This window comes from Candidatus Eisenbacteria bacterium (assembly GCA_016867495.1).
GTDB lineage: Bacteria > Eisenbacteria > RBG-16-71-46 > CAIMUX01 > VGJL01 > VGJL01.
Genome location: VGJL01000062.1, coordinates 1 through 14,109 on the forward strand (window position 1 = coordinate 1; position 14,109 = coordinate 14,109).

18 protein-coding genes and 1 tRNA gene are annotated in these 14,109 nt (G+C 67.6%); 15 read left to right on the plus strand and 4 right to left on the minus strand.

The annotated features are described in order from the left end of the window. From FJY88_07460 to FJY88_07475, 4 genes are all read right to left on the minus strand, one after another. Positions 1 to 110 (minus strand): carboxymuconolactone decarboxylase family protein (locus FJY88_07460; GenBank protein ID MBM3287171.1); only part of this gene is annotated, 110 nt, incomplete at its 3' end. A 126-nt stretch (positions 111 to 236) separates the two neighbouring features. Further along, the gene (locus tag FJY88_07465) at positions 237 to 527 is read right to left on the minus strand and encodes a hypothetical protein (protein ID MBM3287172.1); all 291 of its coding nucleotides are present in this window, start codon (positions 525 to 527) and stop codon (positions 237 to 239) included. Between the two features lie 6 nt (positions 528 to 533). After that, the gene (locus FJY88_07470) at positions 534 to 2,345 is read right to left on the minus strand and encodes a tetratricopeptide repeat protein (GenBank protein MBM3287173.1); all 1,812 of its coding nucleotides are present in this window, start codon (positions 2,343 to 2,345) and stop codon (positions 534 to 536) included. A 67-nt stretch (positions 2,346 to 2,412) separates the two neighbouring features. Further along, on the minus strand, positions 2,413 to 3,432 hold the full coding sequence (locus FJY88_07475; GenBank protein MBM3287174.1) for a class 1 fructose-bisphosphatase: 1,020 nt from the start codon (positions 3,430 to 3,432) through the stop codon (positions 2,413 to 2,415). A 336-nt stretch (positions 3,433 to 3,768) separates the two neighbouring features. Here FJY88_07475 and FJY88_07480 point away from each other — a divergent pair, with 336 nt between their 5' ends. From FJY88_07480 to FJY88_07550, 15 genes are all read left to right on the plus strand, one after another. After that, complete coding sequence (locus tag FJY88_07480) at positions 3,769 to 4,752, plus strand: DivIVA domain-containing protein (protein MBM3287175.1); 984 nt, start codon at positions 3,769 to 3,771, stop codon at positions 4,750 to 4,752. Positions 4,753 to 4,780: 28 nt separating this feature from the next. Beyond that, positions 4,781 to 5,620 (plus strand): purine-nucleoside phosphorylase, encoded by an 840-nt coding sequence (locus tag FJY88_07485; GenBank protein ID MBM3287176.1) that lies wholly within the window; start codon positions 4,781 to 4,783, stop codon positions 5,618 to 5,620. 28 nt (positions 5,621 to 5,648) lie between these two features. Beyond that, positions 5,649 to 6,029, plus strand: a complete 381-nt coding sequence (locus tag FJY88_07490) for a TraR/DksA family transcriptional regulator (GenBank protein MBM3287177.1) — start codon at positions 5,649 to 5,651, stop codon at positions 6,027 to 6,029. Between the two features lie 22 nt (positions 6,030 to 6,051). Beyond that, the gene (gene lspA / locus FJY88_07495) at positions 6,052 to 6,555 is read left to right on the plus strand and encodes a signal peptidase II (GenBank protein MBM3287178.1); all 504 of its coding nucleotides are present in this window, start codon (positions 6,052 to 6,054) and stop codon (positions 6,553 to 6,555) included. After that, positions 6,552 to 7,550 (plus strand): RluA family pseudouridine synthase, encoded by a 999-nt coding sequence (locus FJY88_07500; protein MBM3287179.1) that lies wholly within the window; start codon positions 6,552 to 6,554, stop codon positions 7,548 to 7,550. Before lspA ends, FJY88_07500 begins: the two co-directional genes overlap by 4 nt. Beyond that, positions 7,547 to 7,906 (plus strand): STAS domain-containing protein, encoded by a 360-nt coding sequence (locus FJY88_07505; GenBank protein ID MBM3287180.1) that lies wholly within the window; start codon positions 7,547 to 7,549, stop codon positions 7,904 to 7,906. The genes FJY88_07500 and FJY88_07505 overlap by 4 nt, the downstream gene beginning before the upstream one ends. Before the next feature lie 42 nt (positions 7,907 to 7,948). Beyond that, positions 7,949 to 8,413 carry an ATP-binding protein gene (locus FJY88_07510; protein ID MBM3287181.1) on the plus strand — a complete coding sequence of 155 codons (465 nt, stop codon included), beginning with the start codon at positions 7,949 to 7,951 and terminating at the stop codon, positions 8,411 to 8,413. Between the two features lie 3 nt (positions 8,414 to 8,416). Then, the gene (gene ruvX / locus FJY88_07515; protein MBM3287182.1) at positions 8,417 to 8,848 is read left to right on the plus strand and encodes a Holliday junction resolvase RuvX; all 432 of its coding nucleotides are present in this window, start codon (positions 8,417 to 8,419) and stop codon (positions 8,846 to 8,848) included. After that, entirely contained in the window at positions 8,725 to 9,876 is a 1,152-nt protein-coding gene (mltG, locus tag FJY88_07520; protein MBM3287183.1) for an endolytic transglycosylase MltG, read from the plus strand. The genes ruvX and mltG overlap by 124 nt, the downstream gene beginning before the upstream one ends. Continuing rightward, on the plus strand, positions 9,873 to 10,787 hold the full coding sequence (locus FJY88_07525) for a hypothetical protein (protein ID MBM3287184.1): 915 nt from the start codon (positions 9,873 to 9,875) through the stop codon (positions 10,785 to 10,787). Before mltG ends, FJY88_07525 begins: the two co-directional genes overlap by 4 nt. Beyond that, positions 10,784 to 11,092, plus strand: coding sequence for a DUF3098 domain-containing protein (locus FJY88_07530; GenBank protein ID MBM3287185.1), 309 nt, complete (start codon positions 10,784 to 10,786; stop codon positions 11,090 to 11,092). Before FJY88_07525 ends, FJY88_07530 begins: the two co-directional genes overlap by 4 nt. A 20-nt stretch (positions 11,093 to 11,112) precedes the next feature. Continuing rightward, positions 11,113 to 11,187: transfer RNA gene (locus tag FJY88_07535), tRNA-Val, on the plus strand. A gap of 269 nt (positions 11,188 to 11,456) precedes the next feature. Further along, the gene (locus FJY88_07540; protein MBM3287186.1) at positions 11,457 to 12,101 is read left to right on the plus strand and encodes a hypothetical protein; all 645 of its coding nucleotides are present in this window, start codon (positions 11,457 to 11,459) and stop codon (positions 12,099 to 12,101) included. Positions 12,102 to 12,311: 210 nt separating this feature from the next. Beyond that, complete coding sequence (locus tag FJY88_07545) at positions 12,312 to 13,478, plus strand: hypothetical protein (GenBank protein MBM3287187.1); 1,167 nt, start codon at positions 12,312 to 12,314, stop codon at positions 13,476 to 13,478. Positions 13,479 to 13,893: 415 nt separating this feature from the next. Continuing rightward, positions 13,894 to 14,109: hypothetical protein (locus FJY88_07550; GenBank protein MBM3287188.1), on the plus strand; the 216-nt coding region annotated here is incomplete at its 3' end.

Consider the following 14,109-nt stretch of genomic DNA (forward strand, 5'->3'; position numbering starts at 1 on the left):
TAGTTGAAGAGGCCCGCGACCGCGGAGATCTCGACGATCATCCCCTCGTCGAAGTGGCGGCGCAATGCCGCGTACTGCTCGTCCGCGATCCCGTGGGGATCGCGGGTCATCGCGGCGGCGTGCGCGAGCGCGAGCCGCTCCTTCTCGGGGAACGCGTCGTAGTCGCCCAGGCGCGCCGCCTCGATCTCCTCTCCGCTCGCGCCCGCCCGTCCTGCCAGGACGGTGTGAGAGGCGAGTCAGTAGGCGCAGCCGTTGATCCCTGAGACCGCGACGGCGATCAGCTCCTTCAAACGCAGGCCGATCGCGCCCGGCGACATCACCGCGCGGAAGTGCGCGATCATTGTCTGCAGGATCTCCGGGCGGTGGGCCATCGTCCGGAACATGTTCGGGACGTTGCCCCTCTCGCGCTGGAAAGCGTCGAAGATCTCCCGCGTGGCTCCGGTCGCCTCGTGGATCTCCATTCTTCGAACTCTGTCCATCTCTTCCTCCTTCGCCGCGCGCCCGCTCGAATCTCCGACGCGATCCATCCCCGCCTAGTCTCCCGACCCGCCTGAGAAGGCCGACTTCTCGAACTCCACGAGGCGGGGGTCCTGGTCCCAGGCGATTCCCACGCGGATCACGCTCCTCGCGCGCGATGTGTCTCCCGCCGCGATCAGATTGACGGCGCAGGCGATCCGCACGGGAACCGAATCGGGAAGGACCTCGACGACGCGGAGCCAGAGATCGGCCGATTCGCGGTGGCGCCCGAGCAGGTGCAGAGCGCTCGCCCGGCCGATCCGCGCATGGTCGGGAGAGCGGCGGGTGCGCTCCAGGGCCTCGAATCGGGCGAGGGCCTCCTCGCCATGCCCCAGCTCCAGCGCGATGTTCCCCAGCTCGATCAAGACCTCGACGGAATCGGCGTCGAGATCGAGGGCCCTGCGGTAAAGCTCGGCTGCGCGTTCGAGTTCGCCAAGGAACATCCTCGCCTTCGCCTCGCGCTGGACGAGCGGGGCGTAGTCGCTGCCGAGAAGCCTGACCGGCTCGATCAGATCCAGCGCCTTGCGCCCGCTCTCGGCCGATGGCTCCCTCAAGAGGAGGGCCGCCAGGTTCGAGCGCGCCTTCACGCTGCGCGGCGCCTCGCGCACGGCGACGGTGAAGAGAGAGAGGTCGTCGCGCCACTCCGGAATCCTGAGGGCGGAGCCGACGCCGCAGCGGAGGACAAGGAGCGCGAGGAATCCGATCGCGACGCGCCTCCCCGACAGGAGCCCGGGGATCCGCAGGAACGCGGCGACAGCGATCACCAGCAGACCCAGGATCGGCAGATAGAGAAACCGGTCCGCCTGCACGCTTCCGATCGGCACGAGGGCGTTCCCGATCACAAGCCAGAGGGAGAGGAAGAAGAGGACTCCCCACGCGGCGGGTGTGCGCCGGCCGCGGCGCAAGACAAGGAAGAGGGCCGCCAGCAGGATGGCGAGGATTGCCGCCCCGACGATGTAGAGCCTCGCTCCCGGCATGATCTCGGCGTACGAGTAGTCCGAGGAGTACCCCTCCAGCGTGAGGACCTGGGGGATCTGCGACCCCAGGACGCCTCCGGCCCCGAGGGCCCTGCGGACCGGGTCGAGGAACGCGAGCGGGTTGTTCACCCGATCGATGGCGATCGCGGGCGGGACGCGCGCGACCCACAAGCGGAGGAAGAGGGCCAGCGCGAGTGAGACCGCCCAGCCCAGATCGCGGGCGCGGATCCCTCGCCGCTCCGAGACAGGCTCGATCCACCCCAGGCGATGCGCGAGAAGGAGCAGGGGAAGAGCGACGGCGCTCTCCTTGGAGAGCATGGCGAGCAGCCAGAGGGCAGGCGGGAGGAACGCTCCCGCGATCGTCGATCGTTTCTCCGCCTCCAGCCACGCGCGATAGCTGGCGAGGAAGAAGATGGCCGCGAGCATCTCCGATCGGGCCGCGATCCAGGCGACCGCTTCCACGTGGATCGGATGGGCGGCGAACAGGAACGCCGCGGCCCACGCGATCCCGGGACGGCTCGGCAAGACAGCCCGCAGCAGGCACAGGGCCGCGAGCGTGGCGACTGCGTGGAGCAGGATGTTGACCGCGATGAAGAACCAGCTCCGCCCTCCGCTCAAGGCCCAGTCGATCGCGAAGCTGGTGCTCGTCACGGGCCGATAGAGCCCGGGCGCTGGATTGTCCGGCCAGAAGGGGGCGGTCCAGATTCCCTGGAGATCGAGGCCGGTGATGGCCGGGTTCGACAGGATCATCGCGCGATCGTCGAAGATGAAGCCGTTTCGCAGTGCGCCCGCGTGGGGGAGAACGGCGACTGCAACAAGCAGGGCGAGGAGGTAGCGGCTGCGCATCATCATTCCCCCTCCCTCTCCCGTGCCTCCGCGGCGAGCGACGACGCGTCCGGGCGCCGATGGCTCCAGCAGGTCATGCCCCCTTGCCGCGATAGAACGACTCCGCCCACGCCACTTCCCGCGGACTTCCGACGATCAAGGGGACCCGTTCGTGAAGCTCGGTCGGCTGCAGATCGAGGATCGGCCCGCGGCCGGTCGTCGCGCGCCCTCCCGCGCCCTCTGCGATCAGGGCGATCGGGGCCGCCTCGCTCAGGAGGCGGAGCTTGCCCTGCCGGCTCTTCGCGTCGGCCGGATAGAGGAAGATGCCGCCGTAAAGAAGGGTCCGGTGGAAGTCGGCGACGAGGGATCCGACGTAGCGGCCGCTATAGGGCTTCCCGCGCGGGTTCTCCGTCCCCTTCAGCGACTCGACGATCCGGCGCGTGGGCTCCTCCCAGGCGTGGGAGTTCCCTTCGTTGACGCTGTAGATGCCGCCCGACTCGGGAATCCGAATGTGCGGGTGCGAGAGCAGGAACTCGCCCACGGTCGGGTCGAGGGTGAAGCCGTGCACCTGCCGGTTCGCGACATAGACCAGGATCGTGCTGCTCCCATAGATCACGTAGCCCGCGGCCGCCTGCGCCGCCCCCGGCTGGAGGAGATCCTCCAACGTTCCCTTCTCGCCCCGCGACCGCTTCCGGTGGATCGAAAAGATCGAGCCGATCGAGACGTTCGCGTCGATATTGCTCGATCCGTCCAGGGGATCGAACGTCATCGCGTAGGGTCCGCTCGGGTACTCGTCGGGGATCGGGATCGGCTCCTCGTTCTCCTCGGAGGACATCACGCAGAGGTGGCCGGTGTGGTGGACGTTGCGGATGATCGTCGTGTTGGCGAAGTCGTCCAGGATCTGGACCGCTTCCCCCTGGACGTTCGTCTTGCCCGTCAGGCCGAGGGCGTCGACCAGGCCCGCCTTGCGGACCTCGCGGGAGATGATCTTCGCCGCGACCATGATCTCCTGCAGCAGCGCCGTGAAGCCGCCCGAGGCTCCCGGATGGAGCTTCTGCTGCAAGGCCAGGTGCTGGCTGAAGGTGATCCCTATGTTCTCCGCGCGGCGTGTCATTTGACCCCCCGTTGAACAGGTCGCTCGGGGGGAGTATAGGGAAGGGGCGCGCCGCCGGGAAGATGAGGCGCGGCGGCGCGCAAGCCGACTGCGATCTCTCGGGCTATCCGACCAGGGTCAGTGGCCGCGACCAGCTGCAAGTCAATCGCGGGTTCGCGGCGCGCGGATTTGCGGCGCCAGTCGCCCCGGATCCGCTCCAGGGGGACGGGGGCCGGCCGGCTCGCGGGCGGGGGCCCGCCGAAAAGCGCTTGCCCGGCCCCCGGCGCCTTTCTATAGTACCGGCCTCAGGAAACGGGCGCCCCGCCAGCGGCCCCGCCGGGGCGGAGCGCCGGGGCGATCCACGAGCGGTCACCGGCCGGCGCGCGCCGGCCGCAGAGGGGGTGCGGCACCGTGAACATCTCTCCTCTCGATATCCGGAAGCAGACTTTTCGCACCGTGTTCCGGGGCGCGGACAATGAGGAGGTTCGCGTCTTCCTCGACCTCGTTGCGACGGAGCACGAGAGGCTGATCGAGCTGAACAACCAGCTCAACGAACGCGTGCACCATTGCGAGGACCGCCTCGCGGAGTATCGGGAAATCGACCACACGCTGAGAAGCTCCGTGCTCTCCGCCGAGCGTCACGCCGCAGAGGCGCGAGAGAACGCCCAGCGCGAGGCCAATCTCATGATGCAGGAGGCGGAGTGGCGCGCCAAGCAGATGCTCGAGGACTCGAGGGAGCGTCTCAATCGCCTGCTCGAGGAGATCAGAGATCTCCAGGCGAAGAAGGATGCCTATGTGCAGCACCTTCGGAGCTTCCTGGCCGCACAGAGCGAGCTGCTCGAGCACCACGACTCCTATCTTCAGGGCGTCGAGAGACTGGCCGAGGAGACGGCCGTGCTCGCCTCCCGCGTCCGGCGCGCCGAGGTGAGGCCCCCCTTGGCGATGGAGCGGCCGCCGCAAGCGCAAGTCGGCCAGGCGGCCGCCGATGAGCCTGTGATCCCGCCCCCCGCATCTCCCCGGGGCTCGGGCTTCGACCAGACACAGCCTCAACCCCGAACTCCGCAGGCATCGACCTATGGCCAGGCTCCGGCGCCCGAGAGGCCTCCCCAGGCTCCGGCGCAGTTCCCGCCCACCGGCAGGGCCATGCCCCCGGGCCCCGGGTTCCCGCCGCCGCGGGGACTGAGCCGTTTCGGCCGCCCCGCCCCGCCTCCGGGCTCGCGGGAGACGGGCGCTCCCCGAGAGATGAGCAGTGAAGATTCCCAGGGGGGGCGGTCGATACCTGAACGGAGCGAAGGGCTCTTCGAGATCTCAGCGGACGAGGATGAGGCTCCTCGTCCCTAGCTTGAGCAAGGAGCGTTAGGCGGCGTCCATGTCCGAGTCCGAACTATCCCGCGCGATCCGCGAGGCCGTCGAGGCCCTGCGGCATTTGACTTCGAGCCAGCCCCTGGTCGGAGTCATCCTGGGGACTGGGCTCGGTTCCCTCCCGCATGGATTCGAGACCGACACGGTCGTCCCCTACGAACGGATCCCCAACTTCCCCAGGTCCCAGGTCGAGAGCCACGCCAACGAGCTGGTCTTCGGCAGGCTGGGGGGCCGCCCAACGGTGGTCATGAAGGGTCGGGTCCACTACTACGAGGGCTTCTCGATGCGGGAGGTGACCTTCCCGATCCGGGTCCTCCGTGGGCTAGGCGCGAAGTACCTGGTCATCTCAAGCGCCGTGGGAGGGATGGACCCCACCCTCTCGCTCGGCGACATCGTCCTCGTCGCCGATCACATCAACCTGATGGGGGACAACCCCCTGATCGGCCCGAACGACGAGACGCTCGGGCCCAGGTTCCCCGACATGTCGGAGCCATATGACCGGTCCCTTCAGGAGATCGCCACGCAGGTAGCTCTGGAGGAGCGGATCGCGCTGGGGAAGGGAACGCTTGTCGCCGTCGCCGGCCCGAACCTCGAGACGCGCGCGGAGTACCGCTTTCTTCGATGGTGCGGGGCCGATGTCGTCGGCATGTCGATGGTTCCGGAGAACCTGGTCGCCATCCATGGAGGGATGAAGGTTGCCGCGCTCGCGGTGGTGACCGATCTATGCTTCCCGGATGCGCTCGAGCCTGTGGACGTGGACCGGATTCTGGCGACGGCGGCCGAGGCCGCCCCGTCGCTCTCGCGCCTGATCGCGGGGCTGGTCGCGAGAATTCCCCAACAGGCATGACATCCGAGGGGCGCAGCGGGAGGATCGCGTGAACAAGAAGGACCTGAAGCACTTCGAGAAGAGACTCCAAGTGGAGCGGGATCGGCTCGCCGATTCCCTCGGCAAGCTCGAGAACAGCGTGTTGAGGCACTCGCAGCGCGAATCCTCCGGAGACCTCTCCGCTTACTCGATCCACCCCGCCGATCTGGGAACCGATTCGATGGAGCGCGAGAAGGATCTCCAGGTGGCTTCCGCGGAGGGGAGGCTGCTGGCGGAGATCAAGGAGGCGATCTCGCGCCTGGAGGAGGGGACCTACGGCGTCTGCGAGTCGTGCGGGAAAGAGATCGACAAGCGCCGTCTCGATGTCGTCCCACATGTCCGGTACTGCCTGAAGTGTCAGGAGAAGGAGGAGCGCCGTTTCGCCTCCTAGGTCCGCCCACACGCTGCGGCTCATGCTGATCGCCCTGGCGGTGCTTGCCATCGATCTCCTCACCAAGTCGCTCGCCACGCGATTCATCGCCGGCCACGCTTCCGGAATCGACGTCCTCGGGGGTCTTCTCCGCTGGACCTATGTCCGCAACTACGGCTCAGCCTTCTCCCTCATCCAGGGCGGCAGGCTCTTCTTCATCGGGTTCAGCATCCTCTCGATCCTTCTCATCGTCGCGATGGCCCGCGTTCCCCGGTACCGGAGAACCCCCTACACGCTCTCCCTCGGTCTCATCCTGGGAGGGGCGATCGGAAACCTCGTCGATCGCGTTCTGCTGGGGGCGGTGCGGGACTTCATCGACATCGGGATCGGACGCCATCGCTGGCCGACCTTCAATGTCGCGGACATCGGGGTCACTGTCGGCGTGGGTCTTCTCGCCGTGCTCTTGCTCTTTCCGCGCGCCGCCGGGGAGGACGTTCAGGCCGATCGCGAGACCGATCGCGATTCGGATCTCGCCGGCGCATCATGACCGAGGAGGAGTTCCCGGTCGGCGCGGCCGACGAAGGCCTGCGTCTCGACCGCTTCCTGGCAATCAGGATCCCGGATGTGTCCCGCACGCGGCTGCAACGCTGGCTCGAGGAGGGGCGCGTCAAAATCGGCCGGATCGCAGTGAAACCCGGTCTCGCCTTGAAGCCCGGATGGATCGTGCGCGTCACCAGGCCCGATCCCCAGGTTTCCCCGCTCGAGGCTCAGGATCTCGCGCTCCGTATCGTCCATGAGGACGAGGAGATCCTCGTCATCGACAAGCCGGCCGGCCTCACCGTCCATCCGGGGGCGGGTCGCAGGGCAGGGACGCTGGCGAACGGTCTCCTTCATCTGCATCCGGATCGCGACTGGCCCGGCGCCCCGGAGCGGCCCGGGATCGTCCACCGGCTCGATCGCCTGACGAGCGGCTTGCTCGTCGTCGCCTGCGAGCCCCGCGCCTATCTCGAGCTGCGCAGACAGATCGCCGCCCGCGAGGTCGCCCGCCGCTATCTCGCCCTGGCCTGGGGAACCCCGAGCGCGGCCGCGGGCACGATCGACGCCGCCATCGGGCGGGATCCCCGGGAACGGAAGCGAATGGCTGTGGCGGCGCGCGGAGGCAGGGGCGCTCGAACGCACTACCGGGTGCTCCGGAGTCTGGGGGCCCTCAGCCTCCTTGAGGTTCGACTCGAGACGGGCCGCACGCACCAGATCCGCGTCCATCTGGCCCACATCGGTTTCCCCGTCTTCGGCGACGCCGTCTATGGAGGAGGCCGGGCCTTCCTCTCGCGCCTGTCTCCTCGGGATCGGCCGGCGTGGACGGCGAGGCTGCGCCGCTTGAACCGCCAAGCGCTCCATGCCTATCATCTGAGCTTGAGACACCCGAGGGACGGCGCGCGGTGGGTCTTCGAGTCGCCGCTCCCCGCGGAGATCGATGGGCTCCTGAGGGAGCTCGCGGGCGGCGGGGACGGGACGGACGGGATGGAGCGGAGGACGGAATGAAGCTGACGCAGCGGATCGAAGAGGATCTCACCCTCATTCGGCTCGGCGGCCAGCTCCTGGGCGGCCCCGACGCCGAGCAGCTCCGCTCCGCCCTGCTCGCCGCGGTTGAGCAGAGCAGCCCCCATATCCTCATCGACATGAGCGAGGTGTCCTGGGTCAACTCGACCGGCCTGGGGATCCTGATCTCCAGCCACCTTGCGGCACGGCAGAAGGGCGGAGCGCTCAAGCTGATCGGTGTCTCCAAGAGGATCGAGTCGATTCTCTCCGTCACCCGGCTCAACACGGTCTTCGAGATCTTCCCGAGCGAGGAGGAAGGCCGGCGGAGCTTCTCCGCCGCGTCTGCGGGGAAGCCATGAGGCAAGCGGCCGGCATCGCTCGCCGGTAGGAGGAAACCACGGATGGAGCGCCGAGACAGAGACGAGGGAGAGGTGATCACCTTCTCCTTCCCCAGCCGCCTCGAGCTCCTTCCGGTCCTCGATCGTCTCGTGCAGGGCATAACCGAGCAGATGGAGTTCGACGAGGACGCCGCAGGCGAGGTCGCGATCTCGGTGATCGAGGCCGGCACGAACGCGATCCAGCACGGGCACAAGCACAATCAGGAGAAGCAGGTCGACTTCCGCTTCGACATGCGGCCGGACTACTTGCTGGTCACGGTCGTCGACTCCGGGCCGGGCTTCGAACCCGACATGATCCCGCGAAACGACCCGTCGAACCCCGAGGACCTCATGCGCAGCAGCGGACGCGGAATCTACATCATGCGCCGGATGATGGACCAGGTCGACTTCGACATCGATCCGGCGCGCGGCACGCGCGTTCTCCTGAAGAAGCTCCGGCGCACCAACGGTCGCTCCCCATCGGCCTGATCCTTGGACCCCCGCTCCGACCGGACCTTCCTGGGCGTCGACTACGGCCGCAAGCGCGTTGGGCTCGCGATCAGCGACCCCGCGGGGATCCTGGCGAGCCCCCTGGCCGTTCTCTCGTATCGCGGCATGGACGATCTCGCGGCCCGGTTGAGCGAGCTCGCTTTCGAGCGCGAGGCGGTGGCGATCGTCCTGGGCCTTCCCACGCGCGCCGACGGGCGGGCGGGGGATCTCGCCGCGGAGATCGAGGCCCTTGCGGAGAAGCTCCGCTCGCGCGGCGTCGCCGTCATCTTCTCGGATGAGTCCCTGACGACCTGGGAGGCTGGGAGGCTTCTGGGAGAGGCGGGCGCCGATCCCCGCGCGGGGCGAAAGGCGAAGATCGACGCCGCGGCGGCTGCCGTCATGCTGCAGTCCTTCCTGGAGGATCTCGATCGTTGAGCCGTCGCGCCGCGCGCCTGCTGCCGCCTCTCCTCGCGGTCGCGATCTTCCTGATCCTCGGGGCGGCGGCCTTCATCGGCTACCGCCTGGAACTCGATCGTCCCACCGAGCGTTCCCGGACGGGGGACGGTCTCCTTCGCATCAGCCCCGGGGCGAGCCTGCGGACGGTCGCGAGGGATCTCTCGCGCGAGGGCTGGATCCGCAGCCCTCTCTTCGTCGCCCAATGGGGGAGGGTGAAGGGTCTGGATCGTGCGGTCTTTCCGGGTCGCTACCGGCTGCGAAGGGGATGGACCGCGCGGCGCATCCTCGATGAGATCGCCCTCGGCCGCGTCGAGACCACGCGCGTCACGATCCCCGAGGGATGGAGGGAGGCGCAGATCGTGAGGTTGCTGGCCGACTCTCTCGAGATCGGCGTCCGGGATCTCCAGGCGGCTGTCCTCGACACGGCTTGGGTCCGGTCGATCGGGATCCCGCGCGGGAAGCTGGAGGGCTACCTCTTTCCCGAGACCTACATCTTTCCGAAAGAGTACGACCCGAGGGGTGCGCTGCGGCGGATGGTGCGCGAGGCCGATCGCCGGTTCGACGGCTCCATGCGCGAGCGGGCCGATGCGATCGGATGGAGCCGCGACTCGGTCATCGTCCTGGCTTCGATCGTCCAGGCCGAGGCGGCGAAAGAGCGCGAGATGCCCCGCATCGCCGCCGTCTTCCACAACCGGCTGCGACACGGCTGGAGGCTGGATGCCGATCCGACCGTCTTGTATGCTATCGGTCGGTTCTCGGGGCCGCCGCGCCTGAGCGATCTGAGGGTAGAGTCGCCCTACAACACCTACCGCGCGGGAGGGTTGCCGCCGGGACCGATCGGCAATCCGGGCGCGGCCGCCCTGCGCGCGGTCCTCTGGCCTGATTCGATGAGGGACGAGTTCTACTTCGTCGCCGACGGGAGCGGGGAGCACATCTTCACGCGGACGCTCGGCGAACACAACAGGGCGCGGCGCGAGGCGCGCCGGTCGCAGGGAGGAGTTCGATGAGGAGAAGGCGGATCCCGATCTTGATCGCAGCGGCGGCATGCGCGCACCTGCTCGCGCCCGCGGCGCATTCCTACCGCCAGCCCGAGAACCGGGGCGCAGTCCTCTACCTCTCGATCGCGCCGGAGCAGCGCTATGACGACACCACGAGCTTCCGGGGCCGATCCGCGACTCCCACTCCGGAGGAGGCGATCGTCTCGGATGTGGCCTCGCCCCGCACTCACATCGCCTATCTCCTCCTCGCCTATCCGCCCGAGGCGGTTCCCGAGATGAGCGTGGTCAGCTACGGCATCCGCTACCCGAACGGGATCCGGATCGTCCGCTACGGGATCAGCCCCAACTGCCTCCAGATGGCGACGCGCGATTGGCCCTCGAGCCGCGAGGGGATGATGCTCGGCGTCATCGGCAAGCCCGACACCAATCGCGTCGTCGAACTGGGTTGGTTCGCGATCCAGGCGACCAAGCCGGGGCGCGTGGAGGTCGTGCCGCACCCGGACGCCGGCATGGCGGCCCGCATCGTCTCGCAAACTTCCTCGCTCATGACTCCGATCGCCGACTTCGGCCACTTGGGATTCGATCTCCCGGGGAGAGCGCCGGCGCCAACGTTTCCCGGCCCTGTGACGGGCGCCGCGTGCTATCACGACTCGGTCTGCGTGGAGCTGACGCGGGCCGAGGCGGAGTATTACGGTGACGCCGTTCTCTATCTGGAGGACGGTCTTCTCTGCCAGGAGGGGACGCTCTGCTGGGGTCCGTTGCTGGAGGGCGCCTGCTGTCTCCCGGACGGCGCCTGCCGGATCCTGACCCGCAAGGCGTGCGCGAAGGCGGCCGGCAAGTACCAGGGGAACTACAGCCGCTGCGATCCCGACCCGTGCGGGGCGCAGGCCGCGCCTACGGCAGGCGAGGAGGGAAAGTGAGCGCGAAGCGAGCGAAGGGCGCCGGGTCTCTCGGGTCGGCCACGGGCCGGACTGGGCGAAGGGGAGCCTCCGACCAAGGGTCCGGAGGAGCCGCGGCCTCCTCCGCCTCGGGCGAGGAGAGCCACCTTCCCTGGGGGCGAAAGAACTTCCTCCTGCTTGCCGTCGGCCTCGGTCTCATCGTGGTCGGCTTTCTTCTTCTCGCGCTTGGAGATACGACATTCGCTCCGGTCTTGCTGGTCGGGGGGTTCCTCGGGCTGATTCCGTGGGGGATCGTCGCGGGGACCCGGAGAGACCCCACCGGGTGAGAATCCCCATCCTTGGCGGCGGGCGAGTAGCTCAACGGTAGAGCGCCTGCCTTACAAGCAGGAGGCCACAGGTTCGACCCCTGTCTCGCCCACCAACTCCCCCGCGGCGCCGAGCGAGATCCGTCTCATCTCCTTGGTAGATCAGCCGAAGAGGGGAAAGATGGCCCTTGACCCGGGGAGTCAAGTGCTGCTAAATTACCTACGTGCAAGCCAACAGGTGGAGCAGACACCGGAAGGAGGTGCGGCGAGGAGAACGAGACCCCCGGGCCCTTGCGGGCCGCATACGTTTCTGAGGTTTCGCAACAGGATAGGCGTACTGACGGAAGGCTTGCTTACATACCAGCTACATGTGGAGGTCAAGGGAATGAAGCGCTTGCTTTTGGTTTTTTGCGCGCTTGCGATGACAGCGTCGTTTGCCAGTGCTGACGTGCCCGATCCGTCGAGGTGCTCGACGACTTGGGATCCCGTTCAGCGTTTTTATCTGTGCCCTGACAACTATCCGGACTCGAACCCGGATGGCGCCAACGATTGCTCGGCCGCCTCGTTCAGCGTGACGGTCGCTAACGCGTCGGGTGCGATCATTCCGAACGCCGTCGTCGAGATTCTCCTCGGCGGCAGCGAGCCGGGCGGCTCGGTCGAGGTCTGCGTCAACCAGACCCTGACCCGGAATACCGAGTCCAACGGCGTCGCGAAGTTCAACCTCGGCGGCGGCGGCTGCAACAAGCGGCCCGGCTGCGCCGTGATTCGCGCCAACGGCGTCGTCATCCGCACCTGGAACGTGATCGTCAGCGCCGACTACGTCGGAACGGACAACCTCGGCCAGCCCGGTCTCTCGGACGGCCGTGTCGCGCCGGCCGACTTCTCGGTTTTCGTCGGTCGCTATCAGGGTGGTGTTGGCGCCTCGAGCTGCCACGACTACAACAACAACGGCACGACGGGCCCCGAGGACTTCTCGGTATTCGTCGCGGCCTACAAGGGTGGCGTGAACATCTGCACCTTGGTGCCCTAGGGCGCCGGCGCGGAGGTTCACCGAAAGATGCTTGGCCGGGGCTCGCCGGACCTGGCCTTGCGAGACGAGGGTGGTGTGGTGGTGGACAAGGCGGTGGACGTGACCGCTTTGTGGAAGGGCTTCGGAAGGACGCGTGTTCCGGGGTTCTTTTGGGGAGTGCAGGACGTACAACAGACATCGCACAGACAACCTAGCTAGGGAGGTTCGAAAATGAGGAAAATCCTATTGGCGCTGGGCATCATGGCCCTCATCTGTACCCCGGCGATGGCGGGTGTCAATGCTAACGGCGCGATCATCGTCCACACGAACGATGCCTACACGTACTCCGCGGGCACGCGGTGCACGACGCCTCTGGCTCGTCCCGCGACCTGCCAGGAGACGATCACGCAGACGAACCGTGACGCTACGCGGTCCGTCCTGTGGTTCCTGTGGGCATTCCTGCCGGACGCGACCCCCAGGGTCACGACGGTCTACTTCGGTATGAACATGGACATGACCTGTCTGGATCCGACCGAGTTCACCTGGGCATGGTGCAGCCCGACCGGGGTCACGCCTTCTCAGGACGTCTCGGCGGGCTGGCCGGGCGACGGCGAGAGCGCGACGGTTGGATGGCCTGTTGCCATCACCCAGAACCTCTATCCGTTCATGGTCATCCGGGCGGGCGTCGAGCTGTGTGGGCCTCCTTCGACGGCCTACATCTGCTCGTCGATCAACCATGTCGGCGGCTACGCCGCGTTCGTTGACGACAGCAACCCGCCTGTTACCGACAACGTGAATCGCTTCGGCTGCGTTCGCTGGTACGAGCCGGGTTACGTAAACTGCCCGGAGATCGCCATCGTCCGTGGCGCTTGCTGCTATCCTAGCGGCCTCTGCGTGCTGCTGCAGCAGCAAGAGTGCCTGCCCCCCGGGGTCTACCTGGGCAACGACACCGTTTGCGAGCCGCAGAATCCGTGCCCGCAGCCGGGCGCGTGCTGCGACCTCGTGACGGGAGACTGCGCGTACGTTCTGCGTGAGGCCTGCTTGCCGCCTCGTCAGTTCCTTGGCGAGGGCATCGCGTGCGCGCCGCAGAATCCGTGTCCGCAGCCGGGCGCGTGCTGCGACCTCGCGACGGGCGACTGCTACTTCATCCAGCAGGCCGACTGCATCGCTCCGCGCGTGTGGTACGGCGGCCCCTGCTTGCCGCAGAATCCGTGTCCTGAGCCGCCGCACACCGGTGCGTGCTGCTTCCAGGACGGGACCTGCCGGGTCATCACAGAGGCCGAGTGCACCGCGGCTGGCGGCTTCCTCTGGGTCATCGACGAGGACTGCGTGGACGACTGTCCGCCGGTTCCGACCGAGAACACGACCTGGGGCAAGATCAAGGCGAACTACAGGTAGTACTTTCCTAGGACACTGCTAGGAACGAGGGCCCGCCCCGCGAGGGGCGGGCTCTTTGCTTGGGGCCGTGGCCAGCTTCGCCTGTCGGTCGGCTCTCCGTCGGAGCCGCGAAGCCCCGCGCCGGATCGGCCCTGGCGCTCCTCCGGTCCACCGGCTCTCCGGGGCGGGCGACCGTCGTCCCGCCGGGCCCTCCTCGGGCGGAAGGAGCCCGTATCAGAGGCCGGGGGAACCGTCGGTTACGCCCCTTTTTTCCATTTGCTCGGGCGCGAGCGGTTGGCTGATAATCCCGGTGAGCGTGAGAACCCCGGCGCGATCTCATCGGGCTCTCGATCCCTTTGAGCGGGCCGATACGCCACTAGCCATGGAGGAGATGTGGCGCGGTGACCACTGGGCTCTCGGAAGGAGGGTAGTTTCGATGTCGAAGCGGGTGCTTCTTGGGGGATTGGCTCTCTTGGCGGCCTTCGCCCTTCCGGCGATGGCGGGCAGAAACAGCGGAGGAGCGATCCTCCTACACACGAACGACACCTATACGTACTCGGCGGGGACGCGGTGCACAACCGAACTCGCCCGCCCGGCGAACTGCGCGGGAGTGATCACGAGGACCGACAAGGACAGCCGGCCTGTCATCTGG

Coding starts and splice junctions, on each gene's coding strand:
- FJY88_07465 (MBM3287172.1), bottom strand. CDS start 527: ATGGATCGCGTCGGAGATTCGAGCGGGCGCGCGGCGAAGGAGGAAGAG.
- FJY88_07470 (MBM3287173.1), bottom strand. CDS start 2,345: ATGATGATGCGCAGCCGCTACCTCCTCGCCCTGCTTGTTGCAGTCGCC.
- FJY88_07475 (MBM3287174.1), bottom strand. CDS start 3,432: ATGACACGCCGCGCGGAGAACATAGGGATCACCTTCAGCCAGCACCTG.
- FJY88_07485 (MBM3287176.1), top strand. CDS start 4,781: ATGTCCGAGTCCGAACTATCCCGCGCGATCCGCGAGGCCGTCGAGGCC.
- lspA (MBM3287178.1), top strand. CDS start 6,052: ATGCTGATCGCCCTGGCGGTGCTTGCCATCGATCTCCTCACCAAGTCG.
- FJY88_07500 (MBM3287179.1), top strand. CDS start 6,552: ATGACCGAGGAGGAGTTCCCGGTCGGCGCGGCCGACGAAGGCCTGCGT.
- FJY88_07505 (MBM3287180.1), top strand. CDS start 7,547: ATGAAGCTGACGCAGCGGATCGAAGAGGATCTCACCCTCATTCGGCTC.
- FJY88_07510 (MBM3287181.1), top strand. CDS start 7,949: ATGGAGCGCCGAGACAGAGACGAGGGAGAGGTGATCACCTTCTCCTTC.
- FJY88_07525 (MBM3287184.1), top strand. CDS start 9,873: ATGAGGAGAAGGCGGATCCCGATCTTGATCGCAGCGGCGGCATGCGCG.
- FJY88_07540 (MBM3287186.1), top strand. CDS start 11,457: ATGAAGCGCTTGCTTTTGGTTTTTTGCGCGCTTGCGATGACAGCGTCG.
- FJY88_07545 (MBM3287187.1), top strand. CDS start 12,312: ATGAGGAAAATCCTATTGGCGCTGGGCATCATGGCCCTCATCTGTACC.